The sequence below is a fragment of the Sphingomonas sp. Leaf339 genome (genome assembly GCF_001426195.1).
Lineage (GTDB): Bacteria > Pseudomonadota > Alphaproteobacteria > Sphingomonadales > Sphingomonadaceae > Sphingomonas.
Window position 1 is genome coordinate 239295 of the sequence record NZ_LMRS01000056.1, and the last position, 17540, is coordinate 256834.

A 17540-nucleotide genomic window follows, 5' to 3' on the forward strand; every position below is an offset into this window, starting at 1 on the left:
AGACACGGCCTATGGATCTATTCTGTTGCAAAGCGGCCCACCCAGCCGCCATCTTAGGGCCGTGTTGAGACAATATGAACTGGTGGATCGGGTCCTCGACTACGATCCCGACGCGGACGAGGCTCTGCTGAACCGCGCTTATGTCTTTTCGATGCACGCCCATGGCAGCCAGAAGCGCGCGTCCGGCGACCCCTATTTCAGCCACCCGATCGAGGTCGCCGGCATCCTGACCGACCTGCGGCTGGATGCCGAGACGATCGTCACCGCCATCCTGCACGACACCGTCGAGGATACCGTCGCCACCCCGGAAGAGATCGCGCGCCTCTTCGGCCCCAACGTCGCGCGCCTCGTCGACGGCGTCACCAAGCTGTCCAAGATCGAGGCGCAGACCGATAACGAGCGCGCCGCCGAGAACCTGCGCAAGTTCCTGCTCGCGATGTCCGACGACATCCGCGTGCTGCTGGTGAAGCTCGCCGACCGCCTGCACAACATGCGCACGCTGCACCACATCGCCAAGCCCGAGAAGCGGCGCCGGATCGCGCGCGAGACGATGGATATCTACGCCCCCCTCGCTGAGCGGGTGGGCATGTACGAATTCATGAAGGAGATGCAGACGCTCGCCTTCGCGCAACTCGAACCGGAAGCATTCGAAAGCATCACCCGCCGCCTGGAACAATTAAAGGTCGGCGGCGGCGACCGAATCACCCGCATCGCATCCGGCCTGAAGCTGCTGCTGTCGCGCGGCGGCATCGAATCCGACGTCACCGGCCGCGAAAAACATCCCTATTCGATCTTTCGCAAGATGAACGAGCGGCACATCAGCTTCGAACAATTGTCCGACGTCATGGCCTTTCGCGCGCTCGTCCCGACCGAGGAGGATTGCTACCGCGCGCTGGGCGTCATCCATCGCCGCTGGCCGATGGTGCCGGGCCGGTTCAAGGATTACATCTCCACCCCCAAGCGCAACGGCTATCGCTCGCTGCACACCACCGTCATCACCGCCGAACAGACCCGCATCGAAATTCAGATCCGGACGCCGGCGATGCATGCGGAGGCCGATTTCGGCCTCGCCGCGCACTGGACCTACAAACAGGCCGAGCGCCACGATGCACAGGTCAGCTGGATACGCGACCTCGTCGAAATCCTCGACACCGCCGACAGTCCCGAGGAACTGCTCGAACATACCCGCATGGCGATGTACCAGGATCGCATCTTCGCCTTCACGCCCAAGGGTGAGCTGATCCAGCTGCCCAAGGGCGCGACGCCGATCGACTTCTCCTATGCCGTCCACACCGATCTCGGCGATCAGGCGGTCGGCGCCAAGATCAATGGCCGCGTCGTGCCGCTGTCGACCGTAATCGAGAATGGCGATCAGGTGCAGATCCTCCGCTCCGCCGGCCAGACGCCGCAGCCCGGCTGGCTGAACGTCGCGGTGACCGGTAAGGCGCTGGCCGCGATCCGCCGCCACCTGCGCCAGACCGAGCGCGCCGAACAGGTGACGCTCGGCGAGAAACTATACGAAGACATCGTCGCCCGCCTGCCCGCCACGCTGGGCGTGGACGCCATGAAACAGGCTCTCAAGCGGTTGAAGCTGCCCGACGAAGGTTCGCTGATGGTCGCCATCGCGCGGCGCACGCTATCGGACGCGGCGGTGATGGAGGCGCTGATGCCCGGTTCCGCCGGCGCCGATATCGCCGCGATCGCGCCGCAATCCAGCGCCCTGTCGATCAAGGGCCTGACCCCCGGTGTCGCCTATGACCTCGCCATCTGCTGCCACCCGGTGCCGGGCGACCGCATCGTCGGCCTGCGCCGTCCCGATGCGGGGATCGAGGTGCATGCGATCGACTGCGTCGTCCTGACCGAACTGGCCGACCGCTCTGACAACGAGACCGACTGGGTCGACGTGTCATGGGGGGAACGCACCGAGGGCGCCGTCGCGCGCATCTCCGTTACCGTGAAGAACGAACCCGGCGTCCTCGGCCTGCTGGCGACGGTGATCGGCCAGCACCGCGCCAACATCATTAACCTGCGCCTCGACACCCGCGACGCCCGCTTCCACACCAACGCGATCGATGTGGAGGTCCACGACGTCCAGCAACTGATGCGCCTGATCGCCGCCCTCCGCGCGCTGGACGCCGTGAATGCGGTGGAGCGGGTCTGATCAGCTCGACGGATCGAGCCGAACTTCGATCCTGCGACCGGCGTAGAGCACATCCCTGCCCGCGGATTGCGCCAATCCGGTGCCGCCGCCGGCCGAAACCTGGACGATCCGGAACGACCGCCTCGCCGTCATGCCGGGATAGCGGCCTTGCCGCGCGCCGATCGTCAACACCCCCGCCTTGTCGTCCAGCGTCAAGGAAATGGTGGCATGCACGCCGCGACGCCAGCCGGTGCCATCGCCGGCATCGTCATACAGCGTGAAGCGCCCGTCCGCCCCGCGATAGATCCGCAGTTCCACTGGCAGCGACGGCGACTGATCCGCATATTGCACCGGCGATCCGAGCGGCAGGATCGTCCCCGCCGCGACATGCAGTGGCAGATGGCCGATCGGTGCCGCCACGGCGATCCGCCGCCCCCCCGGCTGCCGCTGCCCGGTCCAGAAATCATACCAGTCACGTCCCGCCGGCAGCACCACGTTACGCGTGGTCGCTCCCTTTTCGAGGACCGGGCTGACAAGCAGCGAGGCACCGAACATATATTCGTCGGGGACGTTGCGCACCGCCTCGTCACCGGGAAAGGCCATGCCGAGCGGATAGAGGAACGAGGCGCCACGATCCGTGACCTGCCACGACTGGGCATAGAGGAAGGGCAGCAACCGGTATCGGAGGGCGACCGCATCCAGCAACGGGCCGCGTGCCGCTTCCGGGAAATTGTAGAGTTCCTTGCCGTCGCCGGTACCGTGGATGCGGAACATCGGGTTGAATACCGCGAACTGCAGCCAGCGGGTGAACAGTTCCTGGTAAGCCGCATCCTTCGGGTTGCCGCCGAAGAAGCCGCCGATATCCGCCGACCAATAGGGGATACCGCTCATTGAAAAATTTACCGCCGCCGGCACCTGCCGCCGGAATACGTCCCAGCGCCCCGCCACGTCGCCCGACCAGGTGACGGCGGCATTGCGCTGCTGCCCGGCCCAGGCGGAACGGGTCAGGATGATCGGTCGCTTGTCGGGCATGTCGTGCGCCATGCCGTCATGGACGGCCATGGTGTGCATCAGCGGATACGCGTTGTACACGATCGCGCCCGGCCCGGCCGCCGTGGACGTGTCGCGCATCTCGCCCCAACGGCCGCCCAGTTCCGCCTCGCTGCCGTCCAGCCAATAGCCGTCGAACCCCAGCGCACCGATCCGCTCCGAGATCTGGCGCCAGTACAGCGCGCGCGCCGGTGCGGAAAACGCGTCGTACCATCGTCCCTGCCCCGCCGGATAGACGTTGGGATAGGTGGGAGCGTAAAGCCCCTGTACCGCATCGAGCGCTTTCGTCGTATCCAGCCCCACATCGAAATGCGGCCACACCGATATGATGCTGTGGATGTGCTGGCGATGGAGCATATCCATCATCTCGCCGGGATTTGGGAAGCGGGCGGGATCGAACCGGTGGCTGCCCCATTCGCCGGGCTTCCAATATTGCCAGTCTTGCACCACCGCGTCGAGCGGGATGCCGAGCCGGCGATAGTTGGCGGCCACCCCGAGCAAGTCGGCCTGCGAGGCGTAGCGTTCCTTCGACTGCCACAATCCCCAGGTCCAGCGCGCCATCATCGGCGCCTGCCCGGTCAACTGGCGATAGGCACCGATGATGTCGTCGACCCCCGGTCCGGCGAACAGGAAATAATCCACGCCCGATCCTGCCTGTGACCGGAACATGATGCGGTTCACCGCCTGCGGGATATCGACCGCGACGTCCGTCACCCCAGGGTTGTTCCAGAACAGGCCGTAACCCGCCGTCGACACCAGCACCGGTACGCCGACATCGGTGTTCGCCTGCTGTAATCGAACGGTGTTGCCGCGATAATCGAGCAGCCCCGCCTGATGCTGGCCAAGCCCATGGATCGCCTGCCCGCCGGTGATTTCGAACCGTTGCTGCACCGCCCCGTCGGGCGCGGGCGTGTCGCCCATCCTGCGGGTGCCGGGGTCCGCTTCACCGATCACCGGCTTGCCATCGGCACCCAGCAACGCGACCGCGCCGGTCGCCTTGTCCACCGCGATCCGCATCGCCGGAGTGGTGAACAGGAACCGCTGGACCTCTTCGGCCATCGTCCATGCAACCTTCGCCGGCGCACCGATCACGGCCATCCCGGCGGCCGGCGTCTCCGCCGTCTTCGACACGGTGACGCGAACGATCCGATCGCCCCAGAAGGTGATCCGCAACACCCCTTCAGGGATACGGAAGCTTGCGCCGTCGCTGTTCCTGTCCGTCAGTGCCAGCCTGCCGCTCGCCGCCTGCGCTGGCGATTGCCATGGCGCCTGCGCCGCAACCGGCGCGGCGCTTGCCAACAATATCGTTGTGACGACCGATGACCAGCCTCGCATGAAATTCCTCTCCCGACTTTTCGCCTTGGCGATACCGATCATCTTGTCAGACTAATTTTGTCAAGGCCATCGCCGCGGGATCGTGTGTCTGCAGGCGTCTTTTTGCATGTCCCGGGCCACGGCGATGAAAGCCATGCCTTTGCCAAATGATGGTTCATGTCCGGCAATCCCGGTAACACCACCGACGGTGTTACCGCCAACCGTCGGAGCCGAAAACGCGATCATTTGACGATCCGATACCAGGCCAGCCTGTCCTACAGGCACGGCTTCCCGTACCGCCGCCGCATCGCCGTCTTGCCACCCCGATGTTCCCCCGTGCCCACGCGCACGATCGCGCGCGTGGGTAGGTGTGACTTTCGGGACTTTCCGCCCCCGCCGGCGGACACGACCGTCGCTGGGAACCATGCCCGCATCGGTGCTTTCTCATCTGCTCGAAGGGGACGACATCGATGACCATCCGCCTATCCGCCGGCCTGTTGCTGGCCACCGCGACCATCGCCGCGCCGGTCGCGGCGCAGCAGACGCGCTCGATCTCCGCTTCCGACCGGCAACAGGGGGCGCAGGCCAACCCACAGTTGATCGCCGAATATGGCGGTGCGTATCGCGGGCCGCAGGCGGCCTATGTCGAACGGGTGGGCAAGCGGGTGGCGGTGCAGTCCGGCCTGTCGAACGCGACCGGCGATTTCACCATCACCACGCTCAATTCGCCCGTGGAGAACGCGTTCGCGATCCCGGGCGGCTATGTCTATGTCACGCGCCAGTTGCTCGCGCTGATGAATTCAGAGGCGGAACTGGCGTCGGTACTGGGGCATGAGGTCGGCCATGTCGCCGCCCGCCACGCCGCCAGCCGCAACACGCGCTCGAAGATCGGATCGATCCTCGCCGCGGGCGCCGGCCTCCTCACCGGCAGCAACCTCGCTTCGCAGGTCATCGGCAGCGGCGCTCAACTCTACACGCTGAAATACGGACGCGATCAGGAATATCAGGCGGACGGCCTCGGCGTCCGCTACATGACCGCCGCCGGCTATGACCCCTATGCCGCCGCCGACATGCTGAGCGCGCTCGCCGCCTCAAGCGACCTGTCCGCGCAGGTCGCCGGGCGCAACGCGAACGCCGCCCCCGGCTGGGCCTCCACCCATCCCAACAGCCAGGAACGCGTCAGCCGCGCCGCCAAGCTCGCGGCCGCAACGGGCAAGCCCGAAACCACGCCGGCGCAGGACACCGCCTTCCTGCGGATGCTCGACGGCATGCCTTATGACGAGGACCCGACGCAGGGCATGATCGACGGCCAGACCTTTCGCCATCCCGCGCTCCGCATCCGCTTCACCGCGCCGGCCGGTTATCGCATGGCCAATGGTGCCGATGCGGTGACGATCGCCGGCCCGAACGGACAGGCGCAGTTCCAAACCTCGACCGCCAGCAGCCTCGACGCCGCAATCGCCGCGCGCTTTCAGGCGCTGGGTGCGGCGGCCGGCAACGGCGAGACGCAGACCGGCAGCGCCAACGGCGTGTCCTATGCGCTGCGCACCATCCGCGCCGCCGCCAATGGCCGTGCGGTCGACGCAACCGTCGTCGCGTATCGCTTCCCCACTTCGGTCTACACCTTCACGCTGGTCACGCCGGCGGGCAGCGGCACCGGCCCGTTCCAGCCGCTGCTCGCCAGCGTCGCGCCGCTGTCCGTCGCCGATACCGCCAAAGTGCGCGGCAAGGTGATCCGCATCGTCACGGTCGGTCCGCGCGACACCGTCGATACGCTGGCGGCGCGCATGGCCTATGCCGATTATCGCCGCGAACGCTTCGTAACGCTCAACGGCCTCGGTGGTGGCGCAACGCTCACGCCCGGTACGCTGGTGAAGCTGGTGGTGGCGGGATGAGAACCCGCATGACGCCCCGCCCCTGCGCCGCTACAACACCGGGTCATGTATCGCCCCGCGCTGTCCGTCGTCGTCCCCTGTTATAACGAAGCTGCGTGCCTCGATCTGCTCCACGCCCGCGTATCCGCCGCAGCGCGGGCGGCGGTGGGGGACGATCACGAGATCGTGTTCATCAACGACGGCAGCCGCGACGACAGCTGGGCGGTGATGCAGCAACTGGCGAAAACTGATCCCCGCCTCGTCGCGATCAACCTGTCGCGCAACCACGGCCACCAACTTGCACTGACCGCAGGGCTGGACCTGTGCGCCGGCGACCAGATCCTCATCATCGACGCTGACCTTCAGGACCCGCCGGAGCTCCTCACCGACATGCGCCGCACCATGGCCGCACAAGGGGCGGACGTGGTCTACGCCGTCCGCCGCCGGCGTGAGGGTGAGACGCTGTTCAAGAAAGCCACCGCCGCCGCCTTCTACCGTGTCCTCGACCGCGTCACCGACACGCCGATCCCGCTCGACACCGGCGATTTCCGGCTGATGAGCCGCCGCGCGCTCGATGCGTTGCTGTCGCTGCCGGAACAGGCGCGCTTCATCCGGGGCATGGTTGCGTGGATCGGGTTCCGGCAGGTCCCGTTTCCCTATGACCGGGCAGAGCGACATGCCGGCGAGACCAATTATCCGCTCGGCAAGATGATCCGCCTCGCCTTCGACGCCGTCACCGGCTTTTCCACCGCCCCACTGCGCTTCGCCAGCCATGTCGGCCTCGCGCTGACCGCGGTATCGCTGCTCCTGATCGTCTATATCGCGATCGGCTGGCTGTCGGGCACCGCGGTGCAGGGCTGGACCTCGACGATGCTCGTTACCGTCGTGTTGGGCGCGGTGCAGATGTTCGTGCTCGGGATGATCGGCGAATATCTCGGCCGGCTGTACATCGAATCGAAGCGGCGGCCGCTCTACATCGTCGCCGACGTCGCCGGACCGATCCAGGGCCACGCGACGCTTGGCTTCCGCGCCGGACCGCTGGCGTCAGGCCGGCCGGGCGAGCGCGACGATCGAGACGCCGGGCGCCATCGGTACACGCCCGACCATGTGGCGCTCCAGCCGGAAGATCGTCTCGAACAGTGAATTGACCACCGGCGGCGGCGGCGAATCATCGCTGTCGTCGCGCCCCGTCATCCGCCCCAGCAGCCGCGCACCCGCCGCCAGCGGGAACAACAGGCTGTTGAAATAGCCGAGCTTGTCGGCCTTCAACCCTGCCCGCTCGATCGCCGAGCGCAGCGTCTTCTTGGAATAGCGGCGGTGATGGTGGTTCACCACGTCGTGCGCGCTCCACAGCCATTGATGCGCCGGCACCGCGATCAGGATCTTGCCGCCGGGCGCCAGGCAATTCGCCATCGCCGCCAACGCCGCGACGTCGTCCTCGATATGCTCCACTACATCCAACACCGCGATCAGATCGTAATGCCCCCGCGGCACGCCGGGCAATGCCGGCAGCGGTGCCGCGCCGACGGGACGACCCAGCCGTTCGCTGGCGATTGCACGCGCCGCCGGATCAATCTCGATCGCATCGATCTCACCGAACTGCGCCAGCATCGGCAGATTGTGGCCGGTGCCACACCCGATCTCCAGGATCTTTGCTTGCGCCGGCAATTCCCCAAAGCGCTTCAGATAATCAGCGAGGATGTCGCGCCGTGCCCGATACCACCAATGGGTGGAATCATGCGCCGCCATGCGGTCATAGACGATCCGATCCATGGCTCAGGCAAACACCCAAAGGCGGTTCAGCAGGAAAGTGACGAGCGGCGTCACGAACAGCACCGGGATCAGCGGCCACCACCACGGCCCCGCCAGCATCGCGTCGTCGGTCAGCAACCACACCCACAGCGTATTTGCGCCGTAACTGACCAGCGACACTGCGAAGAACCGCTTCGTCGTCTGCCCCGCATCCGCGCCGTGCCCGCGAAAGCTCCAGCGACTGTGGATCAGATAACCGGAAATCATCGCGACTAGATATCCGGCCAGATTCGCCACCTGTTCGGACGTGATCCGGTATTTGGCCAGCGGCGAATAGACGACCGTATAGATTGCCGTGGTGATCCCACCGGCGATGGCAAAGCGTACCAGCTGTCCAAAGACCTCGCTGCGCCGCCAAGCATCCAGCCTTGATAATACCGCCACCGCTTGCCCTTTGCCTCGCTCGCCCTAGAGCGGAGCCCCGGCGTCTATAACGCGCACGGACAAGGGGAAAGCATTTTGATTCTGGATGGTGTCCCCGGTCTGAAGCGGGAACTGGATCGCCGCTGGATCGCGTTCGTGCTGATCGCGTGGATCGCGGTGTCCGCCTGGTTCGTGTTCGACCGCTGGAGCGCGATCCGCTGGCTGTCGCTGGGTGACACAGACGACAATATGCGTCTGATGCAGGTGCGCGCCTGGATGGCCGGGCAGGACTGGTACGACCTGCGTCAGTACCGGATGAACCCGCCGGTCGGCTTCGACATCCACTGGAGCCACATCGTCGACCTGCCGATCGCGGGACTGATCCTGCTGTTCCGCCATTTCATGTCGCCCAGTTGGGCAGAGCGGCTGGCCTGCGGCATCGCGCCGCTGTTGCCGCTCGGCGTCGCGATGATGGCGCTGGCCGCCACCGTCCGCCGCCTGGTCGGGCCGATCGCCTGGCCGCTGGCGCTGATCTTCCTGGTGATGAGCGCCACCACGACGATGCTGATGTTCATGCCCGAACGCATCGATCATCACGGCTGGCAGCTCGCCTGTCTGGCGGTCACCGTCGCCGGCCTATGCGATCCCCGTACCGGTCGCGGCGGTGCGCTCGTCGGCCTGGCCAGCGCGATGTCGCTGTCGATCGGGCTGGAGATGCTGCCCTATTGCGCGATGGCGGGCGCCATCCTGACGCTCCGCTGGGTATGGGACCGGCGCGAGGAGCGGCGGCTGGAGATCTACGCGATCACACTGGGCGGCGGCGGCGCGGCGGGGTTCGCGCTGTTCGCATCGCGCGCCAACTGGGCGATGCGTTGCGACGCGCTGACGCCGGTATGGCTGAGCGTGCTGATCGCAGCGGGCGCACTGTTGTTCGTCCTGTCCTATCTGTCGCCGCGATCGGTGATCGTCCGGCTTGCGCTGGCGGTGGCGGCAGGCGGAATCATCGCGGTCGGCTTCGCCGCGTTCTTTCCGCAATGTCTCGGCCGCCCCGAACAGGTATCGCCCGAACTTGCCCGCACCTGGCTCGCCAATGTGCGCGAGGCCAAGCCGCTCTACGCCCATCCCTTTCGCGTCGCCTTTCCGATCGCCACGCTGCCGGTCATCGGCCTGATCGGCGCGTTCGTCGGCACGTGGCGCGCGCGGCGGACGCCGGCGCTGATCGGCTGGGTCGCCGTGACCCTGTTCACCTGTTTCGCGGTCGCGATGTTGTTCTGGCAGGCGCGCGCCGGTCCAGCGGCGGCGTTATTGGCAATTCCCGGCGCGGTGGCGCTGGCGGCCTTGATCCTGCCGTGGCTGCTCGATCATCCCAAGCCCGTCGTGCGGATAGTGGGAACCGTGACGGCGTTCATGCTCGTGTCCGGCCTGTTCGCCGGCTGGGTCATCCGCTGGCTGCCGATCGACCGGCCGAGTGCCTATACCCGCCGCGTCAATGCCGCGACGGGCGAGTGCATGCGCACCTCGCGGCTGCTGACGCTCAACCGCTATCCGGCCGCCACCGTCTTCACCTTCGTCGATCTCGGCCCGCGTCTCATCACGATCACGCATCACGATGCGATCGCAGGGCCCTATCATCGCAACGGCGACGCGATCCTCGACGTGCAGCACGCCTTCAGCCGGTCGCCCGATCAGGCGCACGCCATCATGAAGCGACACCGCGCGACCCTGTTGCTGGTCTGTCCGAACATGAGCGAATCGACGATCTATCGCGCTCGAAACCCCGGCGGCTTCTACGATCAGCTCGCGCGACGGGGGTCGTTCGACTGGCTGACGCCACTGCCGCTGCCACGCGGCGCACCGTATAGACTGTACCGGATCAGTTGACCCCATACACCGGATGATGCCGGGTAACGTCGGCGATCGAACCCTCCGCTACGGACCATGTTCCCCGTTCGACACGGGATTGGCATGATAACCGACGTCCGATGACATTATCGCGCCGGGCGGTCGCGCTCACGCTCGCCGTCGCCTTCATACTCTCCCTTGCCGTGTTTGCGTCCTATGAACTCGCCACCCGTGGTTGGACACAGATCGTCACGGGACTGCCCCGGATATCCCGGTCCTGCCCGTCGCCATCGACACAAGCGTTCCTGGTGATTGGCCAGTCGCATGCGTCGAACACGGGCGTCGAACGTCACCGGACGACCGCCACGGCCTATGCCTTCGCCGATGGCGATTGTTATCCGCTGATGGACCCGATGCCGGGAACGACCGGCCGCAACGGATCGGTCTGGCCGGCCTTTGCCGATGCGCTTGGCCACCCTTCGATTATCGCCAACATCTCGATCTCGGGATCGGCCATCGAACAATGGACCACGCCTGCCCAAATGGCGAAGGTGCGGCGTACGCTGAACGCCATGAAGGCGACGGGTTACCGCGACCCGATCGTCATTTTCATGCAGGGCGAAACGAATGCCGCGCTGCAGAACTCCGCCGCTAGATATTATGACCAGCTTCGTCAGTTGATATCGGTCGATCCAACCGCGACCTGGATCGTCACACGCGAAAGCATCTGCGGCAAATCGCCAACCAAATGGCAGCCGCTGGATGACGCCCGCGATCGGCTGGCGCGGGAATATGACCGGGTCGTGATCGGTCCCGATCTAGACCGCATTCCTATGAGCAGGCGGCAGGATGATAAATGCCATTTAACATCGGTCGCGCAGACATGGCTGGGTCAGCAGCTCGCCGCGACGGTTAGATCGCATCTCGCACAGGCAACCGAATAGACGCGTGCCAGACCCGTCGTCCGGGTAGTCACCCTGGACCAGTAGGCATTATAAAGGAAAACAGTCCGTTTCCGAACTCGGTGCACCTTAACCATCCGCTTTTGCGTAGGGGCCGGGCCATGCAAGACCTTCCCCGCCCCGATCAGCGCCGCGCGCTGGCCCGCCTCATTACCCAGTCGCTTGAGCTGGCCGATACGCTGGGCCTGGATATGGTCGGCATCTCGCTTAACGGCGCGCTTGAGCAACTTGTCGGCGACGCCAGCCTTGCGACGGTGAGACCGCACTGATTAATCAGTGCGGGACTTCAGCGCAGCGTCACCTGCAGCCCATCGATCACGAACTGCACCGCCAACGCAGCCAGCAGAACGCCGAGCAGCCGGGTAATCACCGCCTCGATCTTCGCCCCCAGCAACCGCATCAACGGACCGGCCGCCAGCAGCGCCACCAGCGTTAGGCCAAGGATGGTGAACAGCGCCGCCAGCACCACCGCTGTCCGCTCGATCCCGTCATTGCGGCTCATCAACAGCATCACCGACGCGATCGATCCCGGCCCCGCGATCATCGGCATCGCCATCGGGAAGATCGACACGTCCTCCACCTCGTCCGCCGACAGGTTCGCGGCGCGATCCTCGCGACGTTGCGTGCGCTTTTCGAACACCATCTCCAGTGCGATCAGGAACAGCATGATGCCGCCCGCGATGCGGAAACTGGCGAGTTCGATACCCAGACCCTTCAACAGGTCTTCGCCGAACAGTGCGAACACCAGCAAGATCGCCGTCGCCACGCCGACCGCGCGGATCGCCATCGCCCGGCGCACCATCGGCGTCGCGCCCGCCGACAACCCGGCATAGATCGGCGCGCAGCCCGGCGGATCGATCACCACGAAGAACGTGATGAGCGACGAGATGAACAGCTCGATCACAACGCCGCCTCGACACCCGTGCGGCGGCATGCCGAGACATAGGTGTTGCGGAGCAGGCAGGCGATCGTCATCGGCCCCACCCCGCCCGGCACCGGCGTGATCGCCCCCGCCACCTCGACCGCCGCGGCGAAATCGACATCGCCGACCAGCCCGGCATCGGTGCGGTTGATGCCGACATCGATCACCGTCGCGCCCGGCTTGATCCAGTCGCCCTTGATAAAATTCGCGATGCCGACCGCCGCGACGACAATATCCGCGTGCCGCACCCGGGCCGGCAGATCGCGCGTGCGACTGTGCGCGACGGTGACGGTGCAGCTTTCGGCGATCAGCAACTGCGCCATCGGCTTGCCAACGATGTTCGACCGGCCGACGACCACCGCGTCCAGCCCGGTCAGGTCGGGCAGCACCGATTTCAACAGCATCACGCAGCCAAGCGGCGTGCACGGCACGAAGCCCGGCATCCCCGTCGCCAGCCGCCCGGCATTGACCGGGTGGAAACCATCGACGTCCTTGTCGGGATCGATCGCCAGCAACACCCCTTGCGTATCCAGATGCTTCGGCAACGGCAGCTGGACGAGGATGCCGTCGACCGCCGGATCGGCGTTCAGCGCCTCGACCAGCGCCAGCAACGTCGCGTTGTCGGTATCGGCGGGCAGGCGGTGCTCGATACTTTCCATCCCCGCCTCGCGCGTCGCGCGGCCCTTGCTCTTCACATAGACCGACGACGCCGGGTCCTCGCCGATCAGCACGACGGCCAGACCGGGCGCACGGCCCGCCTGTGCGCGAAAGGTCGCAACATGGGTGGCAATGGTGGCGCGGAGGCGGGCGGCATGCGCCTTGCCGTCGATGATCGTGGCGGTCATGGCGCCGCCGCATAGAGCGTGTGGGCGATTTCCGCCAGCACAGCGGCACCGTAGTCGATGTGCGGCCGCTTCACCCGCACATCGTCACCGGGTCGTCGTCGACGTTGCCATCGGCCCGATGCTCAACAGCGGCTCTCAATAAGCGGCGCTAAGATAGCTCGCTGCGATGTTGGGGATCACGATCTGCCCCAGGATATAGATCACTAACAGGACGATCATCGGCGACAGGTCGAGCGCGCCGAAATCGGGCAGGATGCGCCGGATCGGCCGGTAAAGCGGCTCGGTCATCCGGCCGAGCGCGGTCCAGACCGTGCGGACGAAATCGCTATGCGTGTTGATGATGTTGAATGCGATCAACCAGGACAGGATCGCCTGGACGACGATGATCCACCACACGATGTTGAGCAGCAACTGGACGATCTGAAGAAGCGCGATCAAGGCATGACTCCGGTGGGGACGTGATGACTTTATAGGGAGCAGAAGCCCCCCATAGAAGCCCTGCGCCGGATTAGGTGCGCGTCCGGTTAACGCGCCTGTGCCTTGGCGCTCACCAGCGTTCCCGCCCCCGCCCGCGTGAAGATCTCCAGCAGCATCGCATGCGGGATGCGCCCGTCGAGGATCACCGCCGCGTCGACGCCCGATTGCACCGCCGCCACGCACGTCTCGATCTTGGGGATCATCCCCCCGGTGATCGTCCCGTCCGCGCGCAGCTTGGCGACCGCGACGGGGTCGAGCGCGGTCAGCAACGACCCATGCTTGTCGAGCACGCCCGCCACATCGGTCAGCAGGAAGAATCGCGATGCGCCCATCGCCGATGCGATCGCGCCCGCCATCGTATCGGCGTTGATGTTGTACGTATGCCCATCCGCGCCAATGCCCACCGGGGCCACGACCGGAATGATGCCCGCGGTCGACAGCGTGTCGAGGATCCGGCGATCGACCGCGATCGGCTCACCGACGAAGCCCAGATCGACATGGCGCTCGATGCCCTGCAACGGATCGGGGTCCATCCGCCCGACCTTCTCGGCCAGCACCAGCCCGGCATCCTTGCCCGAAATGCCGACCGCGCGGCCGCCCGCCTGACCGATCCAGCCGACGATGTCTTTGTTGATCGATCCCGCCAGAACCATCTCCGCGATCTGCGCGGTTTCCTTGTCGGTTACGCGCAGGCCATTCACGAAGCGCGATTCGACCCCCAGCCGCGTCAGCATCGCGCCGATCTGCGGCCCGCCGCCATGAACGACGACGGGATTGATGCCGACCGCCTTTAGCAGCACCACGTCCTCGGCGAAATCGCGCTGCAATTCCGGGTCGCCCATCGCGTGACCACCATATTTCACGACGAACGTCTGGCCGGCATAGCGTTGCAGGTACGGCAGCGCCTCGGTCAGCGTTTCCGCCTTGGCGAGGAGGGCCGGATCGGGAGCGTGGCTGGTCATGGCCGCGCCTTTAACGGCACCCGCCCCCGCCGTCACCCCGCCTGCATGTGTCTGAATCTGAGCCTATGCCGCTGGCGTCCGATCCAGCCGACGCCCGATCGCCACAAACAGATATATCGCCGGCGGCACCAGCACGATCGACAACACCACCTTGGTCAGCATCTGCCCGGCCATCAGCCCCACGATCGGCCGCTCGCCCAGGAACGAGATGGTGATGAACAGCACCGTATCGACGATCTGGCTGACGATGCTGGCGATCATCCCGCGCAGCCACATCAGCCGCCCGCCGCCCGTCGCGCCGCCCGCGCCGGACAGCTTGGCGAAGATCAGCACGTTCAGCGTCTGCGAGATGCCGTACGACACCAGCCCCGCCAGCATCATCCGCGAACTCTGCCCGACCACTACCGGAAACGCGTCGATTGCGGGCGGGTACATGCCCGGATCATGTGGCAGCAGCAGCACGATCTGGATCAGCACCGCCGACACGATCAGCGGCACGAAGCCCAGCCGCACGAGCATGGTCGCCGTACGTTGGCCATGCAGTTCGGCAATCGCGCTCGACATCACCACCAGCAGCAGGAAGGCGAAGATCCCCGCCTCCACCGCCAGCGGCCCCAGCGCGACCTGCTTCACCCCCAGCACGCCGGCGATGCACACCATACCGCCGTACAGGACCGAAAAGACGAACAGCGAGAGTGAGATCATGGGCGCGGGCGCGGCGGGGGTTTCCATCGTCGGACGCTAGCGCCGGCTTCGCGGATGCACAATCGGCTGTCCTCTTTGCGCATTTTATGGTGAGTGGCCGGGTTCAACCGGGGATGGGACGGGCGTTTTGCCCGAAGAAGGGGTCGTTTGGCGTGACTTTCGTGACTTTCTTTTCGGCAGGAAGCCACCGGTGAGCCGTTTCCTGATCGGCATCGCCGGCATTCTCGTCATCCTCGGCATAGCCTATGTTCTGTCCGTCGATCGCCGGTCGATCCGGCTGCGCGTGGTCGGATCGGCTTTTGCGTTGCAGGCAGGGATCGCGGTGCTCGTGCTCTACGTGCCGTGGGGCAAGCATGTGCTGCAATGGATGTCGGGCGGCGTCGCCAATCTGCTCGGCTATGCCAATGCCGGCACCTCGTTCCTGTTCGGCGCGCTGGCGAGCGATCCGCTGGGCCGCAATTTCGCGATCCAGGCGCTGCCGGTCATCATTTTCTTCGCGGCGCTGGTCTCGATCCTCTACTATCTCGGCATCATGCAGCTGGTGGTGCGCTGGCTGGGCGGCGGCATCGAAAAGGTGATCGGCGTATCGAAGGTCGAATCGCTCTGCGCCGCGGCCAACGTATTCGTCGGCCAGTCCGAATCGCCGCTCGTCATCCGCCCCTATCTGGCGGGGCTGACCCCGGCGCAGCTGTTCACGGTGATGACCAGCGGCATGGCCGGCGTCGCCGGTACGATCCTTGCCGCCTATGCGTCGATGGGCATCTCGATCGAATATCTGCTCGCTGCCAGCTTCATGGCGGCACCCGGCGGTATCCTGATGGCCAAGATCATCATGCCCGACCGCGACGAAACACCCGAAGGCCAATTGCCGCTCGGCGACAACATCGAGGAAGAGAAAATCGCCATTGCCGAGGCGAGCCATGACGAGGAAAAGCCCGCCAATCTCATCATGGCGGCCGCGCAGGGGGCGCAAACCGGCGTGAAGCTGGCCGTCGCGGTCGGCGCGATGGTGCTGGCCTTCGTGGCGCTGGTGGCGCTCGCCAACGGCCTGCTCGGCGGGGTCGGCCGCTGGTTCGGGATCGCCGACCTCTCGTTTCAGGGGCTGCTCGGTTATGTCTTCGCGCCGGTTATGTTCCTGCTGAACATCCCGTGGAGCGAGGCGGGGATCGCCGGCGGCCTGTTCGGGCAGAAGATCGTCCTGAACGAATTCGTCGCCTATATCGATCTTGGCAAGCAGGCCGCCGTCCTGTCGCCGCGCACCGTCGCGGTCGTCACCTTCGCGCTGTGCGGTTTCGCCAATTTCTCGTCGATCGCGATCCAGATGGCGGTGACGGGCAGCCTCGCCCCCAATCAGCGTCCGCAGATCGCCCGGCTGGGCATCCGCGCGCTGGTGGCGGGCAGCCTTGCCAATCTGATGTCTGCGGCGCTGGCGGGATTGCTCATCAGCTGAATTTTTCCGCTTGCGGTTGACGTAGCGTCAACCGCTATCGACCGTTTCATGGAAGAGACGATCGACATTACCGAGGTGGCATCCGCGACCGGCCTCACTCCGCGCGCGCTCCGATTCTACGAAGCCCGCGGGCTGGTCCGGCCTCTGCGTACCGCCGGCGGACGCCGCATCTATGGCCGTGGCGAACTTGCCTGGCTCCACGCCGTGGTCGCGCTGAAGCGCGCGGGATTTACCCTGACGCAGATCACGGGTCTGCTCGGAGACCGCCGGGTCGATCTTGCCCGCCTGATCACCGCGCAACTGGCCGCGATCGACGCGCGCGCCGCCGAGATCGCCGAGGCGCGCGCCCTCCTCCTCGCCGTTCAGTCCCGCCTCGATCGCCGCGAGCCGATCGACGTCGCGACCCTTTGCTCGCTCATCAGACAAGGAGACACGACGATGACCCAACAGAACTGGCAGGCGATATCGGACCGCTATCTGTCGGACGAGGCCAAGGCCGATTTCGCCCGCACCGCCCCGACGATGCCCGAGGGGTTCGATCAAGCAAGCTATGCTGCCCAGTGGACCGACCTCGCCTCGCGGATCGAGGCCGCCTTGCCGCTCGATCCCGCCAGCGATCGGGCCGGCGCCTTCTTCGACGAATGGCAGGCGTTGCTCGCCCCGTTCACCAGCGTCGCGACGCCCGCGATGATGACCGGCGTCAACCGCATGTACGGTGACATGGACAGCTGGAAGGGAGAACAGAAACCGCCCTTCCCGCCTCAGGTCTGGGCGTTCATCACCAGCGTCGGCGCCCTCCGCCGCGGTGGCTGAACGGACGGG

Annotated in this window: 16 protein-coding genes; 8 read left to right on the forward strand and 8 right to left on the reverse strand. The window is 65.8% G+C overall.

Features of this window, described 5'->3' with window-relative positions; all coding sequences use genetic code 11:
• Nucleotides 1-61: 61 nt before the first annotated feature.
• Nucleotides 62-2161: a RelA/SpoT family protein gene (locus tag ASG67_RS16585; protein ID WP_056532369.1), complete on the forward strand. Its 2100-nt coding sequence runs from the start codon at nucleotides 62-64 to the stop codon at nucleotides 2159-2161.
• Here the strand turns inward: ASG67_RS16585 and ASG67_RS16590 are convergent, their stop codons facing one another.
• Entirely contained in the window at nucleotides 2162-4525 is a 2364-nt protein-coding gene (locus tag ASG67_RS16590; RefSeq protein WP_056532481.1) for a TIM-barrel domain-containing protein, read from the reverse strand. It abuts the gene before it with no gap.
• 449 nt (nucleotides 4526-4974) lie between these two features.
• Between ASG67_RS16590 and ASG67_RS16595 the strand changes: the two genes are divergently transcribed.
• Together ASG67_RS16595 and ASG67_RS16600 are read left to right on the forward strand one after the other, a co-directional pair.
• Nucleotides 4975-6399, forward strand: a complete 1425-nt coding sequence (locus ASG67_RS16595) for a M48 family metalloprotease (RefSeq protein WP_056532371.1) — start codon at nucleotides 4975-4977, stop codon at nucleotides 6397-6399.
• Between the two features lie 45 nt (nucleotides 6400-6444).
• The gene (locus ASG67_RS16600; RefSeq protein WP_082543598.1) at nucleotides 6445-7521 is read left to right on the forward strand and encodes a glycosyltransferase family 2 protein; all 1077 of its coding nucleotides are present in this window, start codon (nucleotides 6445-6447) and stop codon (nucleotides 7519-7521) included.
• On the opposite strand, the gene ASG67_RS16605 is transcribed toward ASG67_RS16600, so the two are convergent.
• Together ASG67_RS16605 and ASG67_RS16610 are read right to left on the reverse strand one after the other, a co-directional pair.
• Nucleotides 7423-8151 (reverse strand): class I SAM-dependent methyltransferase, encoded by a 729-nt coding sequence (locus ASG67_RS16605; RefSeq protein WP_056532373.1) that lies wholly within the window; start codon nucleotides 8149-8151, stop codon nucleotides 7423-7425. The two genes, ASG67_RS16600 and ASG67_RS16605, sit on opposite strands and share 99 nt — an antisense overlap.
• 3 nt (nucleotides 8152-8154) lie before the next feature.
• Complete coding sequence (locus tag ASG67_RS16610; RefSeq protein ID WP_056532375.1) at nucleotides 8155-8574, reverse strand: GtrA family protein; 420 nt, start codon at nucleotides 8572-8574, stop codon at nucleotides 8155-8157.
• Nucleotides 8575-8652: 78 nt separating this feature from the next.
• Here ASG67_RS16610 and ASG67_RS16615 point away from each other — a divergent pair, with 78 nt between their 5' ends.
• The 3 genes from ASG67_RS16615 to ASG67_RS19055 all read left to right on the forward strand — a co-directional run bounded on the left by ASG67_RS16615 (nucleotide 8653) and on the right by ASG67_RS19055 (nucleotide 11626).
• A complete protein-coding gene (locus ASG67_RS16615) occupies nucleotides 8653-10434 on the forward strand; it encodes a hypothetical protein (RefSeq protein ID WP_056532485.1) in 1782 nt (593 codons plus the stop codon).
• 101 nt (nucleotides 10435-10535) lie between these two features.
• Nucleotides 10536-11339, forward strand: coding sequence for a sialate O-acetylesterase (locus ASG67_RS16620; RefSeq protein ID WP_056532377.1), 804 nt, complete (start codon nucleotides 10536-10538; stop codon nucleotides 11337-11339).
• A 119-nt stretch (nucleotides 11340-11458) separates the two neighbouring features.
• Entirely contained in the window at nucleotides 11459-11626 is a 168-nt protein-coding gene (locus tag ASG67_RS19055) for a hypothetical protein (protein ID WP_156460883.1), read from the forward strand.
• 17 nt (nucleotides 11627-11643) lie between these two features.
• Here the strand turns inward: ASG67_RS19055 and ASG67_RS16625 are convergent, their stop codons facing one another.
• The 5 genes from ASG67_RS16625 to ASG67_RS16645 form a co-directional block, all read right to left on the reverse strand.
• Entirely contained in the window at nucleotides 11644-12261 is a 618-nt protein-coding gene (locus ASG67_RS16625) for a MarC family protein (protein WP_056532489.1), read from the reverse strand.
• A complete protein-coding gene (gene folD, locus ASG67_RS16630) occupies nucleotides 12258-13124 on the reverse strand; it encodes a bifunctional methylenetetrahydrofolate dehydrogenase/methenyltetrahydrofolate cyclohydrolase FolD (protein ID WP_056532379.1) in 867 nt (288 codons plus the stop codon). The genes ASG67_RS16625 and folD overlap by 4 nt, the downstream gene beginning before the upstream one ends.
• A gap of 135 nt (nucleotides 13125-13259) precedes the next feature.
• The gene (locus ASG67_RS16635; protein WP_056532381.1) at nucleotides 13260-13562 is read right to left on the reverse strand and encodes a YggT family protein; all 303 of its coding nucleotides are present in this window, start codon (nucleotides 13560-13562) and stop codon (nucleotides 13260-13262) included.
• An 86-nt stretch (nucleotides 13563-13648) separates the two neighbouring features.
• A complete protein-coding gene (argB, locus tag ASG67_RS16640) occupies nucleotides 13649-14563 on the reverse strand; it encodes an acetylglutamate kinase (RefSeq protein ID WP_056532383.1) in 915 nt (304 codons plus the stop codon).
• A 63-nt stretch (nucleotides 14564-14626) separates the two neighbouring features.
• Complete coding sequence (locus ASG67_RS16645; RefSeq protein WP_056532386.1) at nucleotides 14627-15295, reverse strand: queuosine precursor transporter; 669 nt, start codon at nucleotides 15293-15295, stop codon at nucleotides 14627-14629.
• A gap of 163 nt (nucleotides 15296-15458) precedes the next feature.
• On the opposite strand from ASG67_RS16645, the gene ASG67_RS16650 reads away from it, so the two are divergent.
• Together ASG67_RS16650 and ASG67_RS16655 are read left to right on the forward strand one after the other, a co-directional pair.
• The gene (locus tag ASG67_RS16650) at nucleotides 15459-16718 is read left to right on the forward strand and encodes a NupC/NupG family nucleoside CNT transporter (RefSeq protein WP_056532388.1); all 1260 of its coding nucleotides are present in this window, start codon (nucleotides 15459-15461) and stop codon (nucleotides 16716-16718) included.
• Between the two features lie 48 nt (nucleotides 16719-16766).
• On the forward strand, nucleotides 16767-17531 hold the full coding sequence (locus tag ASG67_RS16655) for a MerR family transcriptional regulator (RefSeq protein ID WP_056532390.1): 765 nt from the start codon (nucleotides 16767-16769) through the stop codon (nucleotides 17529-17531).
• Nucleotides 17532-17540: the final 9 nt, after the last annotated feature.

Coding starts and splice junctions, on each gene's coding strand:
- ASG67_RS16590 (WP_056532481.1), bottom strand. CDS start 4,525: ATGCGAGGCTGGTCATCGGTCGTCACAACGATATTGTTGGCAAGCGCC.
- ASG67_RS16595 (WP_056532371.1), top strand. CDS start 4,975: ATGACCATCCGCCTATCCGCCGGCCTGTTGCTGGCCACCGCGACCATC.
- ASG67_RS16600 (WP_082543598.1), top strand. CDS start 6,445: ATGTATCGCCCCGCGCTGTCCGTCGTCGTCCCCTGTTATAACGAAGCT.
- ASG67_RS16605 (WP_056532373.1), bottom strand. CDS start 8,151: ATGGATCGGATCGTCTATGACCGCATGGCGGCGCATGATTCCACCCAT.
- ASG67_RS16620 (WP_056532377.1), top strand. CDS start 10,536: ATGACATTATCGCGCCGGGCGGTCGCGCTCACGCTCGCCGTCGCCTTC.
- ASG67_RS19055 (WP_156460883.1), top strand. CDS start 11,459: ATGCAAGACCTTCCCCGCCCCGATCAGCGCCGCGCGCTGGCCCGCCTC.
- folD (WP_056532379.1), bottom strand. CDS start 13,124: ATGACCGCCACGATCATCGACGGCAAGGCGCATGCCGCCCGCCTCCGC.
- argB (WP_056532383.1), bottom strand. CDS start 14,563: ATGACCAGCCACGCTCCCGATCCGGCCCTCCTCGCCAAGGCGGAAACG.
- ASG67_RS16645 (WP_056532386.1), bottom strand. CDS start 15,295: ATGGAAACCCCCGCCGCGCCCGCGCCCATGATCTCACTCTCGCTGTTC.
- ASG67_RS16655 (WP_056532390.1), top strand. CDS start 16,767: ATGGAAGAGACGATCGACATTACCGAGGTGGCATCCGCGACCGGCCTC.